Source organism: Arthrobacter sp. BI5 (genome assembly GCF_056680065.1).
On sequence record NZ_CM155264.1, the window covers coordinates 715,467 to 740,433 of the forward strand.

23 protein-coding genes and 1 tRNA gene are annotated in these 24,967 nt (G+C 68.0%); 10 read left to right on the top strand and 14 right to left on the bottom strand.

The window, feature by feature from the left end; all coding sequences use genetic code 11:
* Positions 1-36: 36 nt before the first annotated feature.
* Complete coding sequence (locus tag AC1MED_RS03415) at positions 37-2,289, bottom strand: prolyl oligopeptidase family serine peptidase (RefSeq protein ID WP_479785437.1); 2,253 nt, start codon at positions 2,287-2,289, stop codon at positions 37-39.
* A gap of 74 nt (positions 2,290-2,363) precedes the next feature.
* On the opposite strand from AC1MED_RS03415, the gene AC1MED_RS03420 reads away from it, so the two are divergent.
* Positions 2,364-4,343, top strand: a complete 1,980-nt coding sequence (locus AC1MED_RS03420) for an FAD/NAD(P)-binding protein (protein WP_479785439.1) — start codon at positions 2,364-2,366, stop codon at positions 4,341-4,343.
* Between the two features lie 150 nt (positions 4,344-4,493).
* Here AC1MED_RS03420 and AC1MED_RS03425 read toward each other — a convergent pair whose 3' ends face one another.
* The 7 genes from AC1MED_RS03425 to AC1MED_RS03455 all read right to left on the bottom strand — a co-directional run bounded on the left by AC1MED_RS03425 (position 4,494) and on the right by AC1MED_RS03455 (position 12,740).
* Entirely contained in the window at positions 4,494-9,020 is a 4,527-nt protein-coding gene (locus AC1MED_RS03425; RefSeq protein WP_479785441.1) for an ExeM/NucH family extracellular endonuclease, read from the bottom strand.
* 360 nt (positions 9,021-9,380) lie between these two features.
* Positions 9,381-10,184 carry a VOC family protein gene (locus tag AC1MED_RS03430; RefSeq protein WP_479785443.1) on the bottom strand — a complete coding sequence of 268 codons (804 nt, stop codon included), beginning with the start codon at positions 10,182-10,184 and terminating at the stop codon, positions 9,381-9,383.
* A 145-nt stretch (positions 10,185-10,329) separates the two neighbouring features.
* Entirely contained in the window at positions 10,330-10,731 is a 402-nt protein-coding gene (locus AC1MED_RS03435) for a VOC family protein (protein ID WP_346960406.1), read from the bottom strand.
* A gap of 10 nt (positions 10,732-10,741) precedes the next feature.
* Positions 10,742-11,179, bottom strand: a complete 438-nt coding sequence (locus AC1MED_RS03440; protein WP_346960405.1) for a helix-turn-helix transcriptional regulator — start codon at positions 11,177-11,179, stop codon at positions 10,742-10,744.
* A gap of 51 nt (positions 11,180-11,230) precedes the next feature.
* Entirely contained in the window at positions 11,231-11,683 is a 453-nt protein-coding gene (locus AC1MED_RS03445) for a universal stress protein (protein WP_479785445.1), read from the bottom strand.
* Between the two features lie 105 nt (positions 11,684-11,788).
* Positions 11,789-12,019 carry a zinc-ribbon domain-containing protein gene (locus AC1MED_RS03450; RefSeq protein ID WP_479785447.1) on the bottom strand — a complete coding sequence of 77 codons (231 nt, stop codon included), beginning with the start codon at positions 12,017-12,019 and terminating at the stop codon, positions 11,789-11,791.
* 22 nt (positions 12,020-12,041) lie between these two features.
* The gene (locus AC1MED_RS03455; RefSeq protein WP_479785449.1) at positions 12,042-12,740 is read right to left on the bottom strand and encodes a TetR/AcrR family transcriptional regulator C-terminal domain-containing protein; all 699 of its coding nucleotides are present in this window, start codon (positions 12,738-12,740) and stop codon (positions 12,042-12,044) included.
* A 230-nt stretch (positions 12,741-12,970) separates the two neighbouring features.
* Between AC1MED_RS03455 and AC1MED_RS03460 the strand changes: the two genes are divergently transcribed.
* Positions 12,971-13,228, top strand: coding sequence for a hypothetical protein (locus AC1MED_RS03460; protein ID WP_346960401.1), 258 nt, complete (start codon positions 12,971-12,973; stop codon positions 13,226-13,228).
* A 308-nt stretch (positions 13,229-13,536) separates the two neighbouring features.
* Here AC1MED_RS03460 and AC1MED_RS03465 read toward each other — a convergent pair.
* Positions 13,537-13,624 (bottom strand) — tRNA-Ser (locus AC1MED_RS03465).
* Positions 13,625-13,784: 160 nt separating this feature from the next.
* Between AC1MED_RS03465 and AC1MED_RS03470 the strand changes: the two genes are divergently transcribed.
* The 7 genes from AC1MED_RS03470 to AC1MED_RS03500 all read left to right on the top strand — a co-directional run bounded on the left by AC1MED_RS03470 (position 13,785) and on the right by AC1MED_RS03500 (position 20,370).
* Positions 13,785-14,768: an NAD(P)H-quinone oxidoreductase gene (locus AC1MED_RS03470; protein WP_346960400.1), complete on the top strand. Its 984-nt coding sequence runs from the start codon at positions 13,785-13,787 to the stop codon at positions 14,766-14,768.
* A 141-nt stretch (positions 14,769-14,909) separates the two neighbouring features.
* Entirely contained in the window at positions 14,910-15,443 is a 534-nt protein-coding gene (locus AC1MED_RS03475) for a PadR family transcriptional regulator (protein WP_479785450.1), read from the top strand.
* A gap of 206 nt (positions 15,444-15,649) precedes the next feature.
* The gene (locus AC1MED_RS03480; protein WP_479786535.1) at positions 15,650-17,941 is read left to right on the top strand and encodes a carbon starvation CstA family protein; all 2,292 of its coding nucleotides are present in this window, start codon (positions 15,650-15,652) and stop codon (positions 17,939-17,941) included.
* A gap of 11 nt (positions 17,942-17,952) precedes the next feature.
* On the top strand, positions 17,953-18,144 hold the full coding sequence (locus AC1MED_RS03485; RefSeq protein ID WP_346960398.1) for a YbdD/YjiX family protein: 192 nt from the start codon (positions 17,953-17,955) through the stop codon (positions 18,142-18,144).
* Positions 18,145-18,297: 153 nt separating this feature from the next.
* A complete protein-coding gene (locus AC1MED_RS03490; RefSeq protein WP_479785451.1) occupies positions 18,298-18,966 on the top strand; it encodes a bacterial proteasome activator family protein in 669 nt (222 codons plus the stop codon).
* 7 nt (positions 18,967-18,973) lie between these two features.
* Positions 18,974-19,429 carry a hypothetical protein gene (locus tag AC1MED_RS03495; protein WP_346960396.1) on the top strand — a complete coding sequence of 152 codons (456 nt, stop codon included), beginning with the start codon at positions 18,974-18,976 and terminating at the stop codon, positions 19,427-19,429.
* 95 nt (positions 19,430-19,524) lie between these two features.
* A complete protein-coding gene (locus AC1MED_RS03500) occupies positions 19,525-20,370 on the top strand; it encodes an aldo/keto reductase (RefSeq protein WP_479785452.1) in 846 nt (281 codons plus the stop codon).
* An 80-nt stretch (positions 20,371-20,450) separates the two neighbouring features.
* On the opposite strand, the gene AC1MED_RS03505 is transcribed toward AC1MED_RS03500, so the two are convergent.
* The 5 genes from AC1MED_RS03505 to AC1MED_RS03525 all read right to left on the bottom strand — a co-directional run bounded on the left by AC1MED_RS03505 (position 20,451) and on the right by AC1MED_RS03525 (position 24,386).
* A complete protein-coding gene (locus tag AC1MED_RS03505; RefSeq protein WP_479786536.1) occupies positions 20,451-21,302 on the bottom strand; it encodes an IS3 family transposase in 852 nt (283 codons plus the stop codon).
* Positions 21,302-21,628 (bottom strand): helix-turn-helix domain-containing protein, encoded by a 327-nt coding sequence (locus tag AC1MED_RS03510; RefSeq protein WP_479783105.1) that lies wholly within the window; start codon positions 21,626-21,628, stop codon positions 21,302-21,304. The genes AC1MED_RS03505 and AC1MED_RS03510 overlap by 1 nt, the downstream gene beginning before the upstream one ends.
* 279 nt (positions 21,629-21,907) lie before the next feature.
* Positions 21,908-22,993 (bottom strand): TRAP transporter substrate-binding protein, encoded by a 1,086-nt coding sequence (locus AC1MED_RS03515; RefSeq protein WP_346960830.1) that lies wholly within the window; start codon positions 22,991-22,993, stop codon positions 21,908-21,910.
* 190 nt (positions 22,994-23,183) lie between these two features.
* The gene (locus AC1MED_RS03520; RefSeq protein ID WP_346960831.1) at positions 23,184-23,396 is read right to left on the bottom strand and encodes a hypothetical protein; all 213 of its coding nucleotides are present in this window, start codon (positions 23,394-23,396) and stop codon (positions 23,184-23,186) included.
* Between the two features lie 36 nt (positions 23,397-23,432).
* Positions 23,433-24,386, bottom strand: a complete 954-nt coding sequence (locus tag AC1MED_RS03525) for a hypothetical protein (protein WP_479785454.1) — start codon at positions 24,384-24,386, stop codon at positions 23,433-23,435.
* Positions 24,387-24,454: 68 nt separating this feature from the next.
* Between AC1MED_RS03525 and AC1MED_RS03530 the strand changes: the two genes are divergently transcribed.
* A complete protein-coding gene (locus AC1MED_RS03530; protein ID WP_479785455.1) occupies positions 24,455-24,928 on the top strand; it encodes a DUF2231 domain-containing protein in 474 nt (157 codons plus the stop codon).
* Positions 24,929-24,967 lie beyond the last annotated feature (39 nt).

Sequence of the window (24,967 nt, forward strand, 5' to 3'; positions counted from 1 at the left end):
TGCAAAACGGTCGGCGCACGGCGCCGGCGCGGGGACTCAGGCGGCCCGGCCCGCCAGGGCGCGCCAGAGGAAATGCTGGCTGCGGCTCTGCAGCGCCGCGGCCTGGCGGTTGTCTGAGGCTCCCGCGTGGCCGCCCTCGAGCGCTTCGTGGAACCAGACATTGGGGATGCCCATGGCCTGCATCCGGGCGGCCATCTTGCGGGCCTGCACGGGACCCACCCGGTCATCCGAGGTGGCGGTCCAGATGAACGTTTCGGGGTACTCCACCCCGTCGCGGAGCAGGTGGTAGGGCGAGAAGGTCCGGATGAACTCCCACTGCTCGGGCACGTCGGGGTCGCCGTACTCGGCAATCCAGGAGTACCCGGCGGACAGCTTGCTGTACCGGCGCATGTCCAGCAGCGGGACCCCGCAGGAGACGGCGCCGAACAGTTCCGGGTATTGGGTGAGCATGTTCCCCACCAGCAGGCCGCCGTTGGAGCCGCCCACGCAGCCGAGCCGCTGCCGGGACGTCACGCCGCGCGAGATCAGGTCCTGCGCGACGGCGGCGAAGTCCTCGTACGCCCGGTGCCGCTTGTCCTGCAGCGCAGCGCGGTGCCACGACGGCCCGTACTCGCCGCCGCCGCGGATGTTCGCCACGACGTAGACCCCGCCGCGGCTGTGCGGGGCCTCCCCGTCGGCGCCCGCGGATTCCTCGGTGCGCCGCTCCAGCCAGGCCCGGCCGACGGCGCCGCTGTAGGCGGGGGTGCGGGAAATCTCGAATCCGCCGTAGCCGGAGAGCTGGGTGGGGTTCTGCCCGTCCAGCACCAGGTCCCGCGCGGCGATCTGGAAGTAGGGCACCCGGGTGCCGTCCTTGGACACCGCAAAGTGCTGCTGGACCTCGTAGGCTTCTTCGTCGAAGAACGACGGCGCGGTCCGGACCACCTCGTGCGTGCTGACGACGCCGTCCACGCCGGCGCGCGTCAGGGTGCCGCGGGTCAGGGTGCTCGGCGTCGCAAACCCCGTCGCCACCAGCCAGAAGTCGTTCCCGGCGTCGTCGGCGCCAGTGCCGGCGGCGGCGCCGTCGTCCCCGCTGCCATCCTCGTCGTCGACGCCGTAGGCGTTGACGTCATGCAGGGGCGGGCAGGCATCCAGCACACTGGAGGCCCAGGCGACGTCCGTGCCCGGCCGCTGCGGATCCAGCACCCGGATCTCGGAGGACACGTCGCGGAGCAGGTTCAGCAGCAGGAAGTCCCGGGTCCAGCTCCAGGACTGCAGGGAGGTGTGCGCATCCGGGGTGAACAGCACGAAAAGCTCCCGGCTGCCGGCCAGGAAGTCCTCGAAGTCCGCCGCCAGCAGCGACCCGGCCGGGTAGCTCGTACCGTTGACGGTCCACTCGCCCTGGGGCCGGAAGAGCAGCCATTCCCGGTGCGAGCTCAGGTTCACGTCCGCGGGCACCTCCAGCTCGACCCAGACGCCGTCGCGCAGCACCGAGGTGCGCTTTTCGAAGAAGCTGATCCAGTCCACGGCGAAGGTCCGCTCGAAGCCGGGGGTGGAGTCGTGCGCCAGGAGCGCCATCATGTGGTCTTCCGGGATTTCAAACAGCTGCTCGGCCGCGGCCAGGGACTCTCCGCGCCGCAGGACCACGCCGGTCCGGGCATAGGAGGAGCTGGTTTTTGGCAGCCCCTCGGCGGTGCTTGCGACCAGCAGGGTGTCGGCGTCCAGCCAGGAGACGTTGCCCTTCGCCGTCGGCAGGTCAAAGCCGCCCTCCGCAGGGTCAACGAAGCTGCGGGTCTCGACGTCGAACTCGCGGTAGCGGTTCGCGTCGCCGCCGTCGGGGGAGAGTGCCAGCAGGGCCAGTCGGTGCGGCTGCCCGGCGGCGGGGCGGAGGAAGCTGGCGCCGTGGAAGACCCACTCCTCGCCCTCCGCGGCGGCCAGGGCGTCGACGTCGAGCAGGATTTCCCACGCCGGCGTGCCGTCCCGGTAGCTCGCCCAGTCCGTGCGGCGCCACAGGCCCTTGGGGTTGTCGCGGTCCTTCCAGAAGTTGTAGTACCACTGGCCGTGTTTGCCCACCATGGCGATCCGGTCGGTGGAGTCCAGGACCTCCAGGATCCGGTTTTCGAGCTCGCCGTATTCGGCGTCCTCCAGCAGTTCCTCGGTGCGGGCATTTTGTTCCCGGACCCAGGCCAGCTGCTCCTCGCCGTAGATTTCCTCCAGCCAGATGTTCTCGTCGACGGGCTCGGGGGCGGTCCCGGGCAGTGCGCCGGAGGGCTCGCCGGGCGCGGTGGGGTACTCAGCTGAAGAGGTGGTCATGCGCCCATCCAAGCAACACCGGTGCCGGGCAGGCAAGTCAAGGCGGCAGCCCGGATGCGGATACGCTGGATCCCGTGGGTAAATCGCAGAGCATCCGGACGGCACTGATCGGCGCCGGACCCCGGGGCACCAGTGTGCTGGAGCGGCTGCTCGCCAACTGGGCCCCCGCGACGCCGGATGCGACCCTGCACATTGATGTGGTCGACCCCTACCCGGCCGGTCCGGGCCACGTCTGGCAGCCCGGACAGTCCCGGCTCTACCTGATGAACACGCAGTCCTTCTATCCCACCGTGGTGCCGGAGGATCCGGAGTTGGCGGCGCCGCTGGCCGGGGGCACCTTCGACCAGTGGCGGGACCAGCAGCGCAGGGACCCGCACCCGGCGCTGTCCGCCGAGGAACGCACCGAGCTGGCCGGGCTCGGGTCCGCGGACTTCCCCAGCCGCGCGCTGTACGGGCGCTACCTGAGGTCCACGCTCGAGGAACTGCTGGCGAAGCTGCCCGCCGGCGTCACCGTTGAATTCCATCAGGCCAGCGCGACGTCGGTCCGGCCGGCCGCCGGCCAGGGGAGCGCCAGCCAGGGGAGCGCCGGGTTCCACGTCACGCTCGACGACGGGACCGTGCTGGGCGCCGGGTCCGTGGTGCTGGCCCTCGGCCACCTGGAGTCGCGGCTCAGCCCCGAGCAGCGCGAGCTGCAGGCGGCGGCGGACGAGCTGGGATTGAAGTACCTGCCGCCGGCCGCCCCCGCCGACGTCGACTGGTCCGGGATCCCGGCGGTGCAGCCGGTCCTGGTGCGCGGCATGGGCCTGAACTTCTTCGACGTGATGGGCCAGTTGACCGAAGGTCGCGGCGGCAAATTCCTGCCCGCCCCGGACGGGGCGGGTCTGGCCTACCTGCCGTCCGGCCGGGAACCGTTCATCATCGCCGCCTCGCGCCGCGGAACCCCGTACCGGGCGAAGGCGGCGCTGGCCGGCTACTACCCGGCGGCCGTGTCGCTCAGGTACTGCACCGAGGACGCGGTCTCGAAGTTTGCCGCCACCGGGATCCTGCCCGCGTTCGACCACGACCTCTGGCCGTTGCTGCACCGCGACGTCGTGTGGGCGTACTACTCCACCCTGGCGCGCTCGCAGCCCGATGCGGTCGGCGCGGATCCGGCGGGCTTCCTGGACGCGCTGGAGGAAGCGCTGCAGCCGCATGCCCACTCCACGGTCAAGTGGGAGGAAGCCGCCGGCGCCGTGATCGATGCGCACGTCCGTCCGACCTACCGGCTGGACCTGTTGGGCCTCGCCGCGCCGCTCGCCGGCCGCAGCTTCGCCTCCCGGGCGGACCTGGATGCTGCCGTCGTCGATTATCTGCTCGACGACGCGCGGCGCTCCGCGCTCGGCGAGGACGACCCGGTCAAGATGGCGATCGGTGCCCTGCACCACGGCCGGGCGGTGCTGAAAACGGCGGTGGCCGACGGCGGCATCACCGACGCGTCATGGGTCGCCGGCCTGCGCGGCTGGTTCGAATCGTTCGTGGAGGGGCTCGCCAGTGGCCCGCCGGCCCTGCGCGCCGAGCAGCTCGCGGCCCTGGCCCGGGCCGGCGTCGTCAGCTTTGTGGGCCCCGACCCCAAATTCGACGTCGACCGGAAGACGAAAGTGTTTACGGCCGCCTCGCCCTGGGTGGCCGGCCGGGACGGGGACGGCGGAGGTAAGGTGCAGGCCACGGTGCTGGTCGAGGCGCTGGCCCCGGCCAACCGGGTGGCCATCAACGCGTCCCCGCTGCTGGAGCAGTTGCTCGCGGACGGTCTGGTCCGCCCGCGCCTGATGATGAGCGCGGAAGGGGTGCCCGTGCAGAGTTCCGGGCTGGACGTTGTTCCGCGCCCGTACCGGCCCGTCGGCGCGAACGGGTCCGTCACGGACGGGATTTACGTGCTGGGGCTGCAGCTCTCCGCGTCGCAGTGGGGCACTGCCATCGCGGCCGAGGCGCGGCAGCAGCGGGGACCGGTCTACCGCAGCGGCCAGCGGACATTGCGCGACGCGGACGAGATCGCCCGGGACATCCTGGGCCGGTAGCGCACCGGGCTGCCACGCAGCCGGACCCCGTTAAAACCGCGCACAAAAAATGAGCATGCTCCCTCCCCGGGCCGGGCGGTGGACACTTGCACACTATGTCCGCCGCTCCGGCCAGGGGAGGGGCATGCTCACTGAGGCAGGGCTACGGAACTAGCCCTTCAGGCACTTCCGGTAGGCGGCCATCGCCGTGCCGTAGTTGGCCTGGCCCACGAGGTCCGCGGGCCGCTTCGGCTTGACCGGCGCGGTGCACTGCGGCGGGACCGGGACGCTGGCCGCGACCAGCACGTCCGCCTTCACCACGGTGCCGGATTCGACGGCGGTGAGCACCAGGGTGCCCGTGCCCGCGGCGGCGCCGGCAGGCACCTTCACATCCACGGTGGCCGCACCGGCGGTCACCGGCACGGTGCCGAGCCCGGTCACGGTGCCCGCGGCGTCGGTGAACTCGATACGCAGCGAGGTGTTGGCCGGGCTGCCCAGCGAGGTGAGGTCCAGCTTGGAGACCGCCAGGGTGATGGGGTCCCCGCTCTTGACCTCGGCCGCGGTGGTGTTCACCACGGATACGGAGCGGCGGGCGAAGTCCGGCGAGACGGGGTTGTGCGTCTGCAGGTACTTGATCCACGCGTCACGGTCCACCAGCCCGGAGTCCTTGGTGCCGGTCCCGGATTTGAAGATGCGGAAGTTGTCGCCACCGGTGGCCAGGAAGCTGAACGTGCCGATCCGGTAGGACTTCGCCGGGTCGATCAGCGCACCGTTGACCCGGATCGCGGTGATCCGGTCGCCCGCGGCGCGGGCGGCGTCGTAGGTGTAGTTGACGTTCTTGGACACGCCCAGCTGCTGGTAGGCGCGGCTGGGGACCGTGCCGTCCGGGTTGGTCTGCCACTGCTGCTCCAGCAACGTCTTGAACTGCGCACCCGTGAGCGTGGTGGTCCAGAGGTTGTTCACGAACGGCAGCACCGCGTTGGCCTCGGCGTAGGTGATGGTGCCGTCCGGGGCGTAGTACAGCTCGTTGCGCAGGCCGCCGGGGTTGACGACGCCGATCTCGGCGGCGCCGAGCTCCGGTGCCTTGAGCGCGTCGACCAGGGAGTCCGCCACGAGGTTGCCCAGGGTGGATTCGCTGGCGCGGTCGTCACGCACGGCGGGGGTTCCGCCGAACGCCGTCGTGATGTCCGCGGTGACCTTGCCGACCGGCTGGTTGCCGATCACGGCTGCGTCGGCGACCGCTTTGTCCACAATGGCCTTGACCGCGGCCACCCGCGGGTAGGCAGCGACCAGGTCGGCGGCCGGGTCCGTGGTGCGCTTGACGTTGGCCGCCTTGTAGCCGGTGACGGACATGGTGTTCGTGTCGATGGTGAGCTGGATCTGCCCGATGAACTCGCCGTAGTTGCCGGTCTGAACGATCGGACGGGTCTTGCCCGTCGGCTGGCCGGCTGCATCCAGCACGGGTGCGTCCCACGCGTACTGCTTGTGGGTGTGGCCGTTGAAGATCGCGGCAACATCCGGGGTGACTTCCTGGACCATCTTGGCGAAGGGGCCGCCGGCGGCGATTTCCTGCTCCAGGGTGGCGCCTTCAGGCGTGCCGGAACCGGCGCCGTCGTGGTTCTCCACGATGATCACGTCGGCGAGCTTGTCAGCCTTGAGCTTCGCGGCGACGCGGTTGATGGCCTCGACGGGATCGCCGAATTCGAGGTCCGCGATGCCGGCGGGGGTGACCAGTGACGGTACTTCCTGGGTCACGGTGCCGATCACGGCGACCTTGATCCCGTTCATGTCCAGCACGGTGTACTCCGGCAAGGCCGGCTCGGTGGTGCCCTTCTTGTAGACGTTGGCGCCCAGGTACGGGAACTTGGCGTTGCTGCCGCCGGCGACCACCCGGTCGCGCAGGTCGGCCCAGCCGCCGTCGAACTCGTGGTTGCCCACGGCCGAGGTGCGCAGCTCCAGGGCGTTCAGCACATCGATGGTCGGCTGGTCCTTGGCAACGGCCGAGGCGAACAGCGAAGCGCCGATGTTGTCTCCGGCGGAGAGGAACGCGGTGGCGCCGGGGGCCGCGGCCGCCCGGAGCTTCTCGATGGTTCCCGCGAACAGCACGGTGTTGGAATCGATGCGGCCGTGGAAGTCGTTGATGCCCAGGAAGTTCAGGTCAACGCTGGCCGGGGTTGCGGGCAGGTTGAGCCCAACGACGACCGGATCGTGGTCGCTGGCGCGGAACTGGTCCGGAGCATAGTAGTCGGTGACGTTGTTGTTGTAGCGGCTGTATTCCAGCGCCACGGATTCCACCGAGTTGATGTTCCAGATGTCCGCGCCGGTCACGACGGCGTTCGCCGCCGGTGAGGCGAGGATGTGGTCCAGCGAGCCCACCAGGCCGCCGTAGAGGTAGGAGTGCTTGGCGGTGCCGTCGGCGTTCTTGGCCTTGTCGTCCTGGTTGACGTACCCCGCCGCCGTGAGGACGTTGATCGGGTCCTCCTTGGCGTAGGAGTTGAAGTCGCCGATCAGGAAGACCTTGTCGGTGCCCTTGGATTTCTGCAGCTCGTCGGCGAAGGCCAGCAGGGACTGCGCCTGGGCGGTGCGGGCGAGGTTCGAATTGCCCTGGCCCTTGTCGGTGTCATCCGGCGTCGCTGCGGAGCCCTTGGACTTGAAGTGGTTGGCGATCGCGATGAACTTCTTGTCATCGGCGGCGCCCACGGGCTTGAATACCTGGGCCAGCGGCTTGCGGGCGCTGGCGAAGGCCACCGTGTCGTTGTGGATGATGGATTCGCCCACCGGTTCGGCCGCGGCCTTTTTGTAGATGAAGGCGGTGCGGATCATGTCCTCGTCGGACAGCGGGGGCGCGTTGGCGGGGGTGCGGACGTAGTCCCAGATACCGGGCGTGGCGATGTTCAGGGCGTCCACCAGCTTGGCCAGGGCGTCGTCCCGGTTCTTGCCGAACTGGGCAGAGTTCTCGACCTCCATCAGGGTGACGACGTCGGCGCCGGACTTGGAGATGGCGGCCACGATCTTGTCCTGCTGGCGCTTGAAGTTCTCGGCGTTGGCGGCGCCGCGGACGTCGCAACCACCCCTGACGGTGATGGGGTTGCCCGCGCGGTCCGTGTAGAACGTGCAGCCGGCGACCTGGTCGCCGGTGGTGGGGAAGTAGTTCAGCACGTTGAAGGAGGCAAGCTTCAGGTTGCCGCCCACCGCCGTCGGGGCCTCCGCGCGGGTGGCGCCGAAGCCGGCCGGCTGGACCGTGTCCGCGTTTTCGGCGGTCAGCTGGGTCAGCGGCTGGAACTTCCAGGAGTTGTTGGCGTAGCTGAGCACCACGTTGGTCTTGAACGTCACCGGCGCGCCCACCCGGACGTGATCCGCGGGGGTCAGGTACGGCAGGGTCAGCGCCTTGTTGGCGGCGTCCTTGAGGAAGTTGGTGCTGGCGCCGTCGTCGAGCTTAATGCCGCGGGCGGCGTTGGCCGCGACGGTGGCGGTGTACTCGGCGGAGCCATAGGGGGCGACGGCGGTGGGCTGCTCCAGCGGGGTGGTGCCGCCGGCCAAGCCGATTTCGCCGTACTGGTTGAGCGAGTAGTTGTCCGCGACGGTGACCGGACCCTGCGGCGTCAGCAGCATGGCTTCCAGGGATTCGCGGAACGCCTCGTCGGCCGGGAGGGCGAAGCCGGTGGCCTTGATCTCGGGGGCGGCCTCGGTCAGCTTGGCGACCACCGTGGCGTTGAGCTGGGTCATGCCGTAGTACTCGGCAACACTGCCCGTGACCTCGACGTAGTCGCCGATCTGCACCGAAGCCACCGCGGCCGGTGCATAGACGAAGATGGCGTCCGAGGCGGTGTGGTTGGCCGGGGTCAGGTCGCCGCCGGTTCCTGGGGTCTGCAGGTAGAAGCCCGCAAATCCGCCGGTCGGGAAGGTGGCAGTGACCTTGCCGCGGGTGGCGACGGAAGTGCCGGCCAGCGGGCTGGCCGTGCCGGTGCCCTGGATCTCCGCGATGCTCTTGGCGGCCGGGGGAGTGACCGGTGCCGGCTCAACCGGGGCGGCTTCGCCGTTGACGGCCTTGGGGGTGATCGCGGCGTTGAGGGCGAAGTCCGCGGCGTTGTTGTTGCTGTCAACGCCGTTGCTGCGGTTCAGGCTCTTGACGTCCCCCGTGCCCGACGGCGCCGTTGCCGCCTGGGTTTCGAACGTGGTGGAGGTCCCGTAGCCCAGCAGGTCGGCGACGTTCGCGGGTTCGACGACGGAGTCGGTCGCCAGCGGGTTCAGGGCCGTTGCCTGCCTGGCCAGGACGATCGTTCCGCCCGCAATGGCCGGGTTGAACCCGGTGGCGGTGGCGTCGGCGGCGGGCAGGTCCAGTCCGGCAGTGCCGTTGCTGCCGCCCTTGAGCAGGTAATACCCCTTGGCGGGGACGGTGCCGGACAGGGGCACCGTGGTGCTCGGCGCGACGCTGCTCGTGGCGGAGCGGTACTGGACGGACCAGCCGTCCAGCGTGACCGGGGCATCCGAGGTGTTGTACAGCTCGACGAACTTGTTCTTGTAGGCCGCGCCGGCGCTGCCGCCGCTGAGGTAGGCCTCGTTGATGACGACTGGCGAAGTTCCGGCGGCCGCCGGTGAGACCTCCAGTGCGGCGGCTGGCAGAGCCGTCAGCGGCGCTGCGATGAGCCCCGCGGACAGGGCTGTGCCCAGCGCTGTTTTCCAAGGTGTGATTTTCATCCGCTCTAACTCTCATGAGGGTGCCCGGGTAAGGGCTGGGTGGAGTGTGTCCGGGTCAATGGCCCGCGGACCGGCCGGTCTGCTCCTGGTCAAGCAGAACCCGGCACAGCAAAACAGGGGTGAATGAACACAAGATGGATTGCATGTGCATTCGGCGAGACGGCCCCCAGCGGAACGCCTCACAGCCGGCACGGAACCCCAACAAGGTGCCCCAGCGACGGTGTTGGTAGAGCATTTTTGTCAGCCCGGCCTTCCCCCGGCCCGGGCACTCAAAAGAATACCGGCCAGTAGCCGCAGGGGAAGCGGTTGGCCGGTATTTCTTACAGCAATTTTTCCAAAGGATTTACTTGGCGCCCGGACTCAGGCGTTTTCCGTGCCGGAGCCTTCCCGGGCGGTGTCCGCCACGATCTTGAACAGGGCGCCGGAGGGATCGCTGAGGGTGGCGATCCGGCCGAACGGGGTGTCCTCGGGGGCGTTGACGACCGTTGCGCCCAGCGCCTCGGCCTTGGCAGCGGTGGCGTCTGCGTCCTGGACGGCGAAGTAGACCTGCCAGTGGGAGGGAACCTCGGCCGGCAGGTAGCCGGAGGCGTCCATGATGCCGGCTTTGGCGGCGGCGCCCGCGCCGAGCGTGGTGTAGCGGAAGTCCGGGGTGTCGCTCATAACATCCGTGTCCCAGCCGAACACATCCTGGTAGAACTTCACGGCCGCGGCGTACTCCTTGGTGTGCAGTTCGTGCCAGGCCGGGGCACCGGGCTCGGCCGCTAGTTCGAACCCCTGCATTTCGCGCGGCTCCCACACTCCGATCGAGGCGCCGGTCGCATCGGCGAACATGGCCATTTTGCCTTGTTCGGGCACGTCCATCGGTTCCAGGTAAACCTGCCCGCCGTGCGCCTTCACGGCCTCGGCAGTTGCGGCGGCGTCGTCGGCGCGCAGGTACGTGCTCCACACATCAGGGGAGCCGGCCTGCTCCGCCATCTTCTGCATCAACCCGGCCACGGACTTACCGTTCTTCGCAGCGGTGATGTAGCCGCCGTATTTCACTTCGTCGCCGGTTTCGAAGGTCCAGCCGAAGAGATCGCCGTAAAAGGACTTGGCTTGCTCCGTGTCCGAGGTCATGAGGTCGATCCAGCACGGTGCGCCGGGGGTGATGTCAGGGGTGGGCATAGCGTTCTCCTGCCTTGCGCGGCCCCCGTGCGTGCTTCCCCGGTGGCCGCAGCTTGCTGGTGGATGGGCCGGGCAAGGAGAGACTATTCCCGGAGGCAGACAGTTTCAATGGTGCGCCCCCGGGACGCCCCGGCTGCGCCTGCGCTCAGGCCTGGTTGAAGCGGACCATGTTGCCGGAGGGGTCGCGGAAGGCGCAGTCCCGCGGCCCCCACGGCTGCACGATGGGTTCCTGGAGCACCTCCGCCCCGGCTGCGCGGACAGCTTCGAACGTGGCATCGAGGTCATCCGTGCGGAACACGATCACGGGCAGCACCCCCTTGGTGAGCAACTGCTGGAGTGCGTCGCCGTCGTCCTGGGAACGGCCGGCGTGCGGGGGAGAAAGCACGATCTCCAGATCGGGCTGGGCAGTGCTGCCCAGGGTGACCCAGCGGTGGCCGTCCGAGCCGACGTCGTTGCGCACCTCCAGGCCAAGCGCATCGCGGTAAAAGGCGAGCGACTCGTCGACGTCGTTGACGGTGATTTGTGCGTACTGCAATGAAATGTTCATGACTCACACGCTAGGGGAGCGGCGGAAATGATGCTTCTTCAATCCTGCTCGGCCTTCGCGGAGGCCGCGTGTGCTGCCGTGCCACGCACGGCGGCATCGCCTTGACCGCGTGGTGCTCCCTGGCCCGGTATGCGCTGGGCGGCATGCCGACGATCTCGGTGAACCGGGAACTGAACGAGCCCAGGGACGTACAGCCGACGTCCATGCAGGCGTTGGTCACGCTGGCACCGGCCCGCAGCAGCGCCATGGCACGCTCGATCCGCCGGGTCATGAGGTAGTTGTAGGGTGTTTCGCCGTAGGCCGCCTTGAACAGCCGGGAAAAGTGCGCCGGGGACATGAGGGCGCCAGCGGCCATGGTGGGCACGTCCAGCGGCCGGGCGTAGTTGCGGTCGATCAGGTCCCGCGCCCGGCGCAGGTGGGCCAGGTTTGCCAGCTCCTGCGGGGTCATACCGCCAGTTTAGCGCCGACGACGAAGGGATAGTCAGGGGGTCCGCTCAGCCTACGAAGGCTGGCCCGGCTCCGCGGCGCGCTCGCGGAAGACCAGCACCGGGCAGTGGGCATGGTGGACGGTCTGGGTCGACACGGAGCCAAGCAGCATGCCCGCGAATCCACCGTGGCCGCGCGAGCCCACGGCAATCAGCTCGGCTTCCCGTGAGGCGTCCACGAGCGCCGCGGCGGCGTTGCCTTGCACCAGGCGTCCGGTGATCTCCACGCCCTGGTTGCCGACGCGTGCCAGCTCCGCCTCGAGGACTATCCGGGCGTCCGACTCGAAGATCCCGTAATCCCAGGCCTGGCCAAGGGCGTCGCTGACGTAGGGGAAGCTCCAGGCCGCCAGGGCCAGCACCTGGCCGCCGCGTAATTTGGCTTCGTCAACCGCCCAGTCCAGGGCGGCTTGGGACTGCGGCGAGCCATCGACCCCGACTACGATCCTGAATACCCCGTTGCCGGCCATGAGACCTCCGCTTCATCGATGGGTCCCGGGAACTGCAGGGATACCCCATCTTGGCACTGCCGGCGGTGAACCGGGAGGGGCCCCCTTTAAAGCCACCAGCCGGAGTTACCAGGCCAAGGATTTTGCCTGGCGCGGTTTGATCGCAGATGTCTGGCCGCAGTTCGAACAGGTGATCCGGTAGCTCCTGGACGTGGTGAAGACGGGGATGAAGAACAGCGTGAACTTGGTCGCGCGTTGCTGCAGGCGGTGCTGCACGAACTGGCGGCAGCGCTGGCAGGTGGCCGGCCGGCCGGGCAACTCGTGTAGAACGGTCTTGAGGCCAAAGAGTAGAAACATGGGTGGCACCTTTCGCGGGTGGTCAGGCCTTCGGCGAGAGCCGGGCGGCGAGGCCCGTGAGCAGGATGGTGATGCCCTCGTCCAGTTCGGCTTTACCGTCGTAGTCGGCGAGGACCGGCGCGAGGGCCCGGAGGCGGGGGAAGTCCTTTGGCGGCAGCCGGTGCAGGCCCAGGCGCAAGAGTGCTTCGTTCTCCTCCGGATCCACTATGAATTCCTGCAGCTCGTTGAGGATGTGGCCGTACAAGTAGCCGTAGTAGGCGCGGTAAACGTGCAGCGCGTCGGACGGGGCGAAGCCGGCGTCGATCAACAGCGAGAGGATCTGTTCCAGCGGACGCAGGGTGCCCAGCGGTCGGAGGCCCAGCGGTGTCGACAGGGGGCGGGTCACCAGCAGGGGAACGACATTGGGGTGCCGGAGCGCGAGGTCACGGAGATCGTGGGCGATGCGCCGCAGTTGCGCCTGCCAGTCCGGGTCATCGGGGAAGATGGCCAACTCGTTCAGGACGAGCTCGGAGACGCCGTCCAGCAGGGCGGCGCGGTTTTCGGCGTAGCGGTACAGGCTCATCGGGTCCCGGCCGAGTTCCTGGCCGAGCCGGCGCATGGTGAGCGCCTCCAGGCCTTCGGAATCAACCAGCGTCAATGCCGTGCACAGCACCAGTTCCCGGCTGAGTCGCGTCTTCGGGCCGGAGGCCGGGGAGGGCGCCAGCTTCTCTGCGGGGGACATGGGTTTCCGATCCTGTTGTGCGGGGCCGGCCCGATTTAGGGGGCCGTCCCCGGAGGTGAGTCAGCAAGCTTGCCTACAATGAAGTCTACGCCTATTGTCTACAGTGTAGAGAAGTTCCGGATCCCGCCCTGCGGGATCCCAAACCGCTTGGCGGCCCGTGCGTGGCGTTCAAGTAGCTGCTGCTGTAGCCCTCGGCGGCATTAACACGCACCCAGCGGAAACGAGCCATCATGGCAGATTCGCAATACGACCAGTTCCTTCAAGAAGCCACCACCACTGACGCCGCATCCGGGTCCGTTCTAGGACGGGACTGCCTTTACGGCGTCTATACCAGCTGGTGTTTCCTGTCCCGGAGCGTGCCCCGGCCCGAGGATGCCTTCTGGGCAGCCATGAAGGAGAAAAGGATCCGTCCCGGGCGCACTCCGCTGCGCATGAAGGGCCCCGCCGCGGCGGACTACATTCTCTCCAGCTTCCCCGGACTGGTGTGAGGCGGATGGCTGCAAGTTCGGGCACCTACCGGCCGGTTAGCGCCCACCAGCCCCGCGGCCGCCGGCCCTGGTGCGCCGACTGCCACAGTGACCGGCACCTCCTCGCAGGTTCCGCCGCGGTCCTTGATGCCCGCGACGAAACACTGGCTCTGGCTGTGACCTGCACTCGCTGCGGTCTCTCCCGGGTCCTGGCGACCACCGCGACCTTTGCCGCGGCCATTAGCCGCCGACGGAACAGGTGAGGCCGGTGGCGGCAATCTTTCGATCGCCGCCACCGGCCTCAAATCCGCGCAATCGTTGCGCACCCGCGGAAGGTAAGAGATTCGAACTCTTGGTACGGGGTTACCGCACACTGGTTTTCAAGACCAGCTCCATCGGCCGCTCGGACAACCTTCCCTAACGAGTAGTGTTTCATAGCCGGTCAGTAGCCACAAAAAAGCGGCGGCGCTCGCTTGCGGCGCCGGGTTGGCCACATACTCTGGAAGCAGGCGCTGCCCGCACCCTGTGCTGCGGGCGCCCTGCCTGCACGCAATTAGTTAGGAATTGGGAGTACTTCATGAAGGCTGTCTACATCTCCGCGCCCGGTGGTCCGGAGGTCCTGGAGCTTCGTGAGGTCCCCGCGCCCGTTCCGGGCCCGGGCGAGGTGCTGATCGACGTCGTCGCCGCCGGCCTCAACCGGGCGGACGTCCAGCAGCGCAAGGGGTTCTACCCGCCGCCGCCGGGCGCCTCCGACATTCCCGGCCTGGAAGTTTCCGGACGGATCGCCGGGTTCGGCCCCGGTGTCACCAAGCCGTTCTCCGTGGGGGACAAGGTTGTCGCCCTGCTAGCCGGTGGCGGTTACGCCGAAAAAGTGGCGGTGCCCGCCGGTCAGGTGCTGAGGATTCCCGACGGCGTGGACCTCGTGACTGCCGCCTCGTTGCCGGAGGTCGCGGCGACCGTCTACTCCAACCTGGTGATGACGGCCCAGTTGCAGGCGGGGGAGACCGTGCTGATCCATGGGGCCACGGGCGGTATCGGCACCATGGCAATCCAGCTGGCCAAGGCCCTCGGCGCGCACGTGGCCACCACAGCGGGCACCGCGGAGAAGGTCGGCACCGCGAAAGCGTTCCTGGGCGCGGACATCGCGATCAACTACGCGGAGGAGAGCTTCCCGGAGAGCCTGCGCGCCCAGAACGGCGGCAAGGGGGCGGATGTCATCCTCGACGTTGTCGGCGCCAAGTATCTCGGGCAGAACGTGGACGCCCTGGCCGACTACGGACGGCTCGTCGTCATCGGCTTGCAGGGCGGCACCAAGGCTGAACTTGACCTCAATATGCTGCTCCGGAAGCGCGCTGCCATCATCGCCACCTCGCTCCGGCCCCGGCCGGTGGAGGAAAAGACGGTCATCATGAACGCGGTCCGCGACGCCGTCTGGCCACTGGTGGCCGACGGGCGGATCCGGCCTCTGGTGGCCAAGACGTTCCCGCTTGACCAGGTCCAGGCGGCGCACCGCTACTTCGATTCCGGCGAGCACGTCGGCAAGGTCCTGCTCGTCACCTAGACCGACGTGACGCAAAGCATGCGCGAAGTGGCATATGCCGGGTCGCTGCCTGCGGCAAATAACGATAATGTAATTCCATACGCGGTATACACGCGTCTTGGGGCGCGTGTATACCGTCGTCCTGCTAGCCTCGGGGGCACCATGTCTATCCGTCACAGCCTCCTCGCGCTGCTGCAGGAGCGGCCCCGCTACGGGTACCAGCTCAGGACCGAGTTCGAGGACCGCACCGGCGCGTCCTGGCCGCTGAACATCGGGCAGGTTTACACCACCCTCGACCGCCTTGAACGCGACGGCCTGGTCCAAAAGGACGGCGCCGACGGCGAAGGCCATGTCATCTACAGCATCACCCCGGCGGGGCTGGACGAGGTCCGGGACTGGTTCCGCGCCCCCGTCGGCCGCACCAACCCGCCGCGCAACGAACTCGCCATCAAGCTCGCTCTCGCTCTCACGCTGCCCGCCGTCGACGTCGGCGCCCTCATCCAGGCGCAGCGCGCCGTCTCAATCCGGGCGCTGCAGGAGTACACCAAAGCCCGGCGCGAGGCAGTTGTGCACCCGCGCCCGGAGGACACGGCCAGGCTGTTGGTCCTGGACTCGCTCATTTTCCAGACCGAGGCTGAAGTCCGGTGGCTGGACCTCTGCGAGGCGCGCCTGATGCAGCTGGCCGGCCCGGCCTGACAACCGGCCCGGCCTGACAACGGGCCCGGCCTGACAACGGCTCGGTGTGATGCCGTTCACCGCGGACTCCGCACCGCTCGGCGAGCGGCCCGGCGCGGCGGGCCCGCGGCCGTATCCATCGGGAAGCCGCGTTGATAAGGTGCCATGGGGCAGATCCGACTGCTGATCTGTCACCCGGGGTTTCTCAAGGAGGAGACATGGGCACAATGCCAGACGGCGGACCAAACACCGCACAAATCGACGACGGCATCACACCGGTACCGGGCCTTCCGCCCACGGCCGTCGACGAGTCCGTCCGCGAAGCTGAAGAGCGCAAGTGGACACCCGCGAAAATCGCCCTCTGGGTGGCCATCGCACTGCTGGGCGGCGTCGCCTGGTTCATGCTCGCGATCGTCCGCGGCGAGACGGTCAACGCAATCTGGTTTGTGTTCGCCTCTGTTTGCACCTACCTGATCGGTTACCGCTTCTATTCCAAGGTCATCGAGCGGTACATCACCAAGCCGAACGACCGCCGCGCCACCCCCGCCGAATACAAGGCAGACGGCAAGGACTACGTCCGCACCGACCGCAACGTGCTTTTCGGCCACCACTTCGCCGCAATCGCCGGCGCCGGGCCTCTCGTCGGCCCGGTCATCGCGGCCCAGATGGGCTACCTGCCCGGCACCATCTGGATCATCATCGGCGTCGTCCTTGCCGGCGCCGTCCAGGACTACCTGGTCCTCTTCTTCTCAATGCGCCGCGGCGGCCGCTCGCTCGGCCAGATGGCCCGTGAGGAACTCGGCGTGATCGGCGGCACCGCCGCCCTCATCGCCACGCTGCTCATCATGGTGATCATCGTCGCCATCCTGGCGCTCGTCGTCGTCAACGCCCTCGGCGAAAGCCCCTGGGGTGTCTTCTCCGTGGGCATGACCATCCCGATCGCCCTGTTCATGGGCGTCTACCTGCGCTACCTCCGCCCCGGCAAGGTCATGGAAGTCTCCCTCATCGGCTTCGTGCTGCTGATGGCCGCCATCATCGGCGGCGGCGCCGTGGCCGGCACCGAGTGGGGTGCCGCATTCTTCCACCTGGACAAGGTCACCATCGCCTGGGGCCTGATCATCTACGGCTTCATCGCCGCCATCCTGCCCGTGTGGCTGCTGCTCGCACCGCGCGACTACCTCTCCACCTTCATGAAGATCGGTGTGATCGTGATGCTGGCCCTGGCCATCATCGTGGTTCGGCCCGAGATCAACGTGCCCGCATTCAGCGAATTCGCCTCCCGCGACAACGGACCGGTCTTCGCCGGAGCCGTCTTCCCGTTCCTCTTCGTGACCATCGCCTGCGGCGCACTCTCCGGCTTCCACGCCCTGATCTCCTCCGGCACGACGCCGAAGCTCATCGAGAAGGAACGCCAGACCCGCCTCATCGGTTACGGCGGCATGCTGATGGAATCCTTCGTCGCCATCATGGCGCTCGTCGCAGCGATCTCGATCGACCGCGGCATCTACTTCGCCATGAACGCGCCGCTCGCCCTGACCGGCGGCACGGTCGAATCGGCTGCGCAGTGGGTCAACAGCCTGGGCCTGGCCGGGGTCAACATGACCCCCGACGTCCTCGCCCAGACCGCCAAGGACGTCGGCGAGCAGAGCATCATCTCCCGCTCCGGCGGCGCCCCCACCCTCGCCGTCGGCCTGGCCCACATCATGCAGCAGTTCATCGGCGGCACCGCCATGATGGCGTTCTGGTACCACTTCGCCATCATGTTCGAAGCGCTCTTCATCCTGACGGCGGTCGACGCCGGCACCCGCGTCGCGCGTTTTATGCTGCAGGACTCGATCGGCAACTTCGTCCCGAAGTTCAAGGACCACTCCTGGCGGCCGGGGGCCTGGCTCGCCACCGCGGTGATGGTCGCCGCATGGGGTGCCGTGCTGCTGATGGGCGTCACCGACCCGCTGGGCGGCATCAACACGCTGTTCCCGCTGTTCGGCATCGCCAACCAGCTGCTCGCAGCCATCGCCCTGTCGGTGGTCCTGGCCATTGTGGCCAAGCGCGGCACCTTCAAGTACCTCTGGATCGTGGCGCTGCCGCTGGCCTTCGCTGCCGTCGTCACCATCACCGCGAGCTTCTACAAGATCTTCTCGCCGGTACCGGCCGTCGGGTACTTCGCCAACAACGCAGCGTTCGCCAAGGCACTCGCCGACGGGAAGACCTCCTTCGGCACGGCCAAGACGCAGGCTGCCATGGAAGCCGTGGTCCGCAACACGATGATCCAGGGCTGGCTCTCGATCATCTTTGTGGTGCTGAGCATCATCGTCATCGTCACGGCCCTGATCGCCACCGCCAAGGCCTTCCGCAACGCCTCGGCCGGCATTGCCAACGTTGAGTACGAGGATCCGGCGCAGCCGTCCCGCGTTTTCGCGCCGGCCGGGCTGTTCCCGACCGCGGCGGAGCGCGAACTGGACGCGGAGTGGAAGAAGCTGCCGGCAGACCAGCGGCTCGAACACTCCGCACGGCACTGACGGTTGCGGCCATGAATGCCCTCGTAGCGGGATTCCGCGGCTTCGCCGAGTACTTCAGCGGTGTCCTCGGAGCCGATGCCTACAAGAAGTACCTGGAGCACCACCAGGCCTCGGGCCACGACGGTCCGCCGATGTGTGAGCGCGACTTCTGGCGCGACCACACGGACCGCCAGGACAGCAACCCGCAGGGCCGCTGCTGCTAAGTGGGCCTCTGCCTGCCGAAGGCGCCGCTGGGAACACCCGTTCCCGGCGGCGCCTTCGCCCGTTTTCGGCGCCGGTTCCGGGTACGACGCCGGACCCGGAACCGATCGTCATGTGCCTCGGCCCTCTGCCTCCGCGCGTGAGAGTATGAAGCCATGAGCGATCCGATCGACACTCAGTCCGGCGACGACAACCCGATGGAGGGCATCACCACGCCCGCGGCAGCGCAGGATGCCTCCGCTGCCGGCGCGGCTGCCGGCACACCGGCCCCGCGCCTTTCCGATTCAGCCGGGCCGGGCCCGCGCGGCCGCGCAAGCCACCTGCAGGACTTGGTGGACGAACCGGCGAAGGTCATGCGGATCGGCACCATGCTCAAGCAACTGCTGGACGAAGTGAAGTCCGCCCCGCTGGACGATGCGGCCCGGATTCGGCTGGCCGAAATCCATGAACGCTCCATCAAGGAACTCGAAGACGGGCTGGCCCCCGAGCTGGTCCGGGAGCTTGAACGGATCCACCTGCCGTTTACCGAGGACGGCACCCCCTCCGACGCTGAACTGCGCATCGCCCAGGCCCAGCTGGTCGGCTGGCTCGAAGGCCTCTTCCACGGGATCCAGACGGCGATCGCTGCCCAGCATGCCGCCCGGGAGCACGCGGCCGCGCAGCTCCAGCTCCGCCAGCTGCCCCCGGGCACCATGATCGCGCCCGGCGTCATCATCGGGGAAAACGGTGAACCCCAGCGGGCCGCCGAGCCACAGCCCGGCGCGGATCCGACGCAACCCGCCCGCCCGGCCGATCCGGACCACGGTCCCGGCCAGTACCTCTAGGCCACAATTGGGATTCTTCAGCGCCGCGCGGCAGGGACGCAAGGACGACGCGGAACTCGGGAAGGGCCTGTGGCGGCGCGCCCACGACCGGTTCGTCCGGGGACTGGACCGGTACCACCAGGTGCTCGAAGGCGTCGAGGACGAGGCGCTCTACGCGGAACTGGTCGAGATCGCCAACGAGCTCTCCGAACTTGCCGTCCGGGTCCGGCAGATTTGCATGGAAGCGCAGCGCCGCTCGCCCAGCGACGGCCTCGACATCCCCGGGGCGTTGGCCGGCGTGCACCGCTCGCTGTCGACGGCGGGGAACTCACTGGCCATGACGGCGGAAGCGGCGGCCATGCTCCGCCTCGCCGTCGGGCCGGTGCCGGTGGGCGCCGCATCGGTGCGGCGCCGCGCGGAGACGGTCGTGGAACACATTGACGACGCCGAACGCCGCCTCGCCGAGGCGCCCACAGAACCCTGACGGCGGGCACCCGGGCCGGATATTCCGGGTTAAGCGCCTAGCTTAGCGGGGGCAAAACACTGGCATCAGCCGTTGTGACTTGGCAGGATAAAAAGATGACTTCTTCTCCTGAACTGACATTCAACGACGGTAAAACCATCCCGCAGCTCGGCTACGGGGTATGGCAGGTTGAGGACGACGTGGCCGAAAAGGTCGTCGTCCAGGCGTTCGAGGCCGGCTACAGGCACATCGACACCGCCAAGATCTACGGAAACGAAGCCGGCGTGGGCCGCGCCATCGCCCGTTCCGGGCTCAAGCCGGAGGAAATCTTCATCACCACCAAGCTGTGGAACGCGGACCAGGGCTATGACTCCACGCTCAAGGCGTTCGAGGAATCCATGGAACGCCTCGGCCTCGAGACCCTGGACCTCTATCTCATCCACTGGATGCAGCCGAAGCAGGACAAGTACGTGGACACCTGGAAGGCGCTCATCGAACTGCAGAAGCAGGGGCGCGTCAAGACCATCGGCGTCTCCAACTTCACCAAGGAAGGGCTGCAGCGCCTGATCGACGAAACCGGCGTGGTCCCGGCGATTCACCAGATCGAGCTGCACCCCTTCTTCAACCAGGCGGAGCTGCGTGAATTCAACGCTTCCCATGGCATCCTCACCGAGGCCTGGTCGCCGCTGGGCCAGGGCGGCGAGCTGCTGGAAAGCCCGGTCATCGCCCAGATCGCGGCCAAGCACAATGCCACCCCGGCGCAGGTGGTCATCGCCTGGCACCTCGCGATCGGCAACGTTGTGATCCCCAAGTCGGTGACCGAATCACGCATCCGCGAGAACTACGCGGCACTGGACGTAACCCTCGACCAGACCGATGTCGAGGCGATCAACGGCCTGGACCGCTCCGCCGAGGGCGCCGGCCGCATCGGTGCAGACCCGGCGGTCTCCGACTTCGCCTAATCGGTCCAGTCGGTAACTAAAAGAGCGGTCCAAGGTCTTGGTGAACTGGTCCCCGAAAGTTGGACTGGCCAAGTAAGATCCTAAGCCGCGAGGGCCTGGGCTCGGTATTGCACCGGGCTCAGGCCCTTTAGCTTTGTCGAGATTCGGTCGTTGTTGTACCAGCGGAGGTACTCGTGCAGGGCCGTTGCCAGTGCATCAGTGCTGAGGAACCGGACCCGGTGGAAGAGTTCTTCCTTGAGATGGCCGAAGAAATTCTCCATTACCGCGTTGTCGTAGCAGTTGGCCTTGCGGGACATTGACTGCACGGCGCCAGCGCCCTCAAGGAGCCCACGCCAGGAGATGTGCTGGTATTGGAATCCCTGATCCGAATGCACCAGCGGTTGCTGGCCAGGGTGAAGACAGGTCAGGGCTTGCTGCAGAGAAGTGTTGGTGAGCGCCAGGTTGGGGGATGTGCCAATGGTGTAGGAGATGATCTGCCGGTCAAAGAGGTCCATGACCGGGGAAAGGTAGAGCTTCTGGTCACCGACGCTGAATTCGGTCACATCAGTCACCCACTTCTGGTTCGGGGCTGTGGCGTCAAACTCGCGGTTCAGGAGATTAGGGGCAACCCTGCCCTGTTCACCTTTGTAGGAGTTGTAGCGCTTCTTCCGCCGGACTTTGCAGACCAGCCCGAGGACGCGCATCACCTTCAACACGGTCTTCTTCGCAACCGTCCACCCTTGCTTGAGCAGCTCACTGTGGATGCGGCGGTGCCCATATCGGCCATGGTTCTTCTCGAAGATGTCAGTGACCTCGGCCTTGAGGAGCTCCTGAGGATCAGGTTCTTGCAGACGTGCCTGGTGATAGAAGAACGTCGACCGGGCCAACCCGGCAACGTCCAGGAGCAGCTCGAGGCGGTGGTCAGCCTTGAGAGCGATAACGGCGCGGACGATTACCGCCGTTCCTCGTTTCTCAAGGCCTGCACTTTTCCCAGGAAGGCAACCTCGGCGCGCAGGCGCTCGTTCTCACGGCGCAGGCGCTGGAGCTCTGATTCGGGCTTGCCGGCAGTGCCCGGACTTCCCTTCGGGCGGCCCTTGGCCCTCGGACGAAGCCCGTCTTCGCCCTGCTCCCGGTAAAGCTGCGTCCACCTACGAATCAGCACCGGGGAAGACAACCCCAATTCCTTCGCGAGAGCCACCCGGTTCTCGCCGGCAAGATCCCGCCGAACAACATCGAGCTTGAACTCGAACGTAAACACTCGCTTCGTTGGTTTATACACCAGTGTCGATCCTCCACGCACTCGCCAACGGTCAAGCAAACGACCGATCGGCTTTCTGCTAACCCCGAGCCGGTTCGCCACAGCCCTGTCTCCCCAGCCTGCCTCAAACAACGCTACCGCGGCCTCGCGCTGCCCCTCGGACAACGAACTTCTTCCATGCATAAAACTGCTCCCCGAAAGTCAGAACTGAATTCTCAGTTCAACTTTCGGGGAGCAGTTCATGGTGGCCTTGGACCGCTCTTTTTTGTGCAGTGTCGCCGGAGCCGCACCTTGGCACCGTCAGCCGGCAGGACTGCAGGGGGCGATGGGGGAGGCATCGCCGGAGGTGGCATTAAGGGCCCGAATCTTGGCGATGAGGGCCCGGGTGCCGGCATCCTTTTCCAGCTGCGCGTAGATCGGGGCTGCCGCGGCTTCGAAAGCTGCGATCTGCGCCGCAGTTGCTTCCACAATCGTGCCGCCTTGTTGGCAGTAGGCGGCCGCGTCGTCGGCGGTGTGGCGCGTGGCTCCCGTCGCCGCGTCCCGGGTCTTGGCGGCGGCCTCCAACAGGATCCGCCGGTCGTCCGCGGCCAGGTGCGAGTTGGTATTGGTGTTGATCACCAGCGAGTTGACCTTCACATACAGGGGCAGGTTCCCGGTGGTGGTACTGGGCTGCGGGAAGGTCCCGGCCCGGGTGAATGACGACTCAGCGGCTTTGACTGTGCCTTTGTCCAGGGCGTCGGTAAAGAGATCGCCCGCCAGGGACTGAGGGCTGGCGCCCAGCGCCTTCAAGGTTGCATAGCCCGTGCTGGAGCGCGGGGCGCGGACCACTTTGCCGGCGAGCTGTTCCGGTGCTGTCACGGGTCCATCAAAGGAAAAGAGCATCCGGGGACCGTCCGGCAGCAGGGCCAGCCCGGTGAGCCCGACCGCTTTCAGGCCCGCCAGCATGCCGCCCGCGAGCTCCGGCGCGACGAGCTTGGTGACCACCTGATCGGAGGGCCGGAGGAACGGGGCCGAGAGGGCCGCAAAGGACAGGACGCCTTCCGACTCCCAGGTCCGAGTGGGGATCAGTGCCATGTCGAAGTCGCCGCCCTCGGTGGATTGGGCGACTGCCTGGTCCCACGCGCCGGCCTCGTCGGCCGCCGCCTTCAGCACGAGTTCGATCCGCAAGCTGCCACGGGAGATTTCCTGCACCTGCCGGGTGAATTCCTTGATCTGCGCCGCTGAACGGCCGTCCGGTCCGCCGGCAGTGGCCAGGGTCAGGACCGTTGCGTCGTCAGCGTAGTGCTGGTCCGCCGGCGGGGGCCCGGCGGGCTTCCCGCATCCGTTGGTCGCCAGGACGATGGCGACCGCCGCCAGGATCGCTCCGCCCCGCAACTGCGATTTCATGCTGGCCTCCACGTCCGGATTCCGAGGCAAATTCCTCCACAGCAGCCACCGGCAGGGAAGGAGCCTCCACCTCGAAAGTTACTCCCTCCGGCCCTCGCCCAACAGCCCGCGGGCACGCCGGCAGGAAACGGCGGACCGCGCGGGGTGCCTGGCCGGTCAGGCGTCTGGCTGGCCCGGGCGTCTTCCGGCCTTAGGCGGCGGCCCGGGCCCGGCGTGGGCGTACGGAGTCGACGATCGCCCAGCCGTCCTCGTCGAGGAGGCGACGGCTGGCAAAACGCTCGGCGGCCGTGGCGTCGTCGAAGGCTTCGGTGCGGACGCGCCCGCAGTCGGTGTCCAGGTAGGTGACTTCCCAGTGCAGCTCTTCTGTCTGCTGGGCTGCTGCAAAATCCTGTTGCTTTTCCATGAATTAAGTCTGCAACCGGCCTCTGACAGTCAGCGGTCATCCTCCCGGCGTGTTGCCCAGCCGCAGCACGCGTTCCCGGGCCAGGTCCTCCCGGCGGCGGGCCTTGTCCGCGGCGCGGGCGGCCTGCTGCGCGGCAGCGGCGGCCGACTCCGCCCGCCTGCGGGCCTGCCGCAGCCCGGCCTCGGCCTGCTCCAGCTGTTCCTTGAGCCTGCGTGCCTCCTCGGCCAGCACGGCCGCGTCCTCGTTCGCATCCTGCAGCTCCGCGCGCGTGCGCTCGGCTTCCGCGGCGCTGGAACGGGCATCGTCGGCGGCCTCCTGTAGGGCTGCCTGGGCGCGCTGTCTCGCCGACGGTGTGGGTGCCGCCCGCTCCTGCCGGACCGCCCGGAGCCGCGGCTGGTCAGCAGCCGGCGGGGCGCTGGCCCGCCGGGAGGCCTCCGGGGCCGCCGGCATTGCCCCGGCGGCCTCCGGAACGGCGACGGCGCCGTCGAGGTCAACGACGTCGACGCCGTCGGCGGAGAGCGCCCGGAGCAGCCGCCCGCTCCGGACAGCCGCGGCGGCACCCTCGTCGGCCGTCGCCGCGCGCAGGGTCTGTTCCACTTCGGCCGCGATGGAGCCGCTAATCTTCCGCCCCTGCTGCTCCGCTACGGCGCGGGCCGCGTCAACGGCGCCGGCCAACAGGGTCCGCCGCTCCCGGGAGAGGCTGCGGAGCGCCGCCGCGTCGAGGTCCGCCTGCGCCCGGCGCATGGCGAGTCCCAGCTCGGCCAGGTCGCGGAGTATTTCCGGCCGCTGCCAGGCGAGCATGTTGACTGCCCAGGCGCCCACGGAGGGCTTGGCCAGGGAGCGTACCTCGGCCGCGCGGGAGCGCAGCTCCGGCGTCGCGGGCGTGCCCGAGAGCATGTCCTTGGCCGCGGCATTGCGGCCCGCGACAAAGGCGTCGAACGGCATCGCGTAGAGCTGCGCCGCAATGTCCGCGAGCTCAGGTTTTGCCATGCAAGAATCATAGAAGCTCAGGCTGCATGCCGGGGCGCGCGGCCCACGTCCCCCGTAGGAGATCCCACGTGATTGAAATTGCCGGACTTCCGGCCCACATCCTGCTGGTCCACGCCGTCGTGGTGCTGGGCCCCATCGCCGGCCTCGCGGCCATCGCCTATGCGGCGGCACCGCGCTGGCGCCGGCACCTGGCCTGGCCGCTGGGGGTCCTCTCGCTGGGGCTGGTCCCGGTTGCACTCGTCACCGCGCAGGCGGGGGAGCAGCTGCAGCAGGCCCGTCCGTCGACGGAGCTGGTCCGGGAGCACGCGGAGCAGGGTGATGTGCTGAAAGTGGTCTCGGTGATCTTCTTCGTGATTGTCGCGGCGATGATTGTGGTGAGCTTTGAACCGATCGGCCGGCGCCTCGCCTTCCTCGGCAGCCTGCGCGAAAGCCGGGTCCTGCGCATGGTCCTCCTGGTTGCCGGGGCACTGGCCGGCGCCTTCTTCGTCTACCAGAGCGTCATCACGGGGCACTCCGGCGCCGCCTCGGTCTGGGCGCGCTGAGCGGACTGCCCGCGTACGGCGGCGCCCCGAGCACGGCGG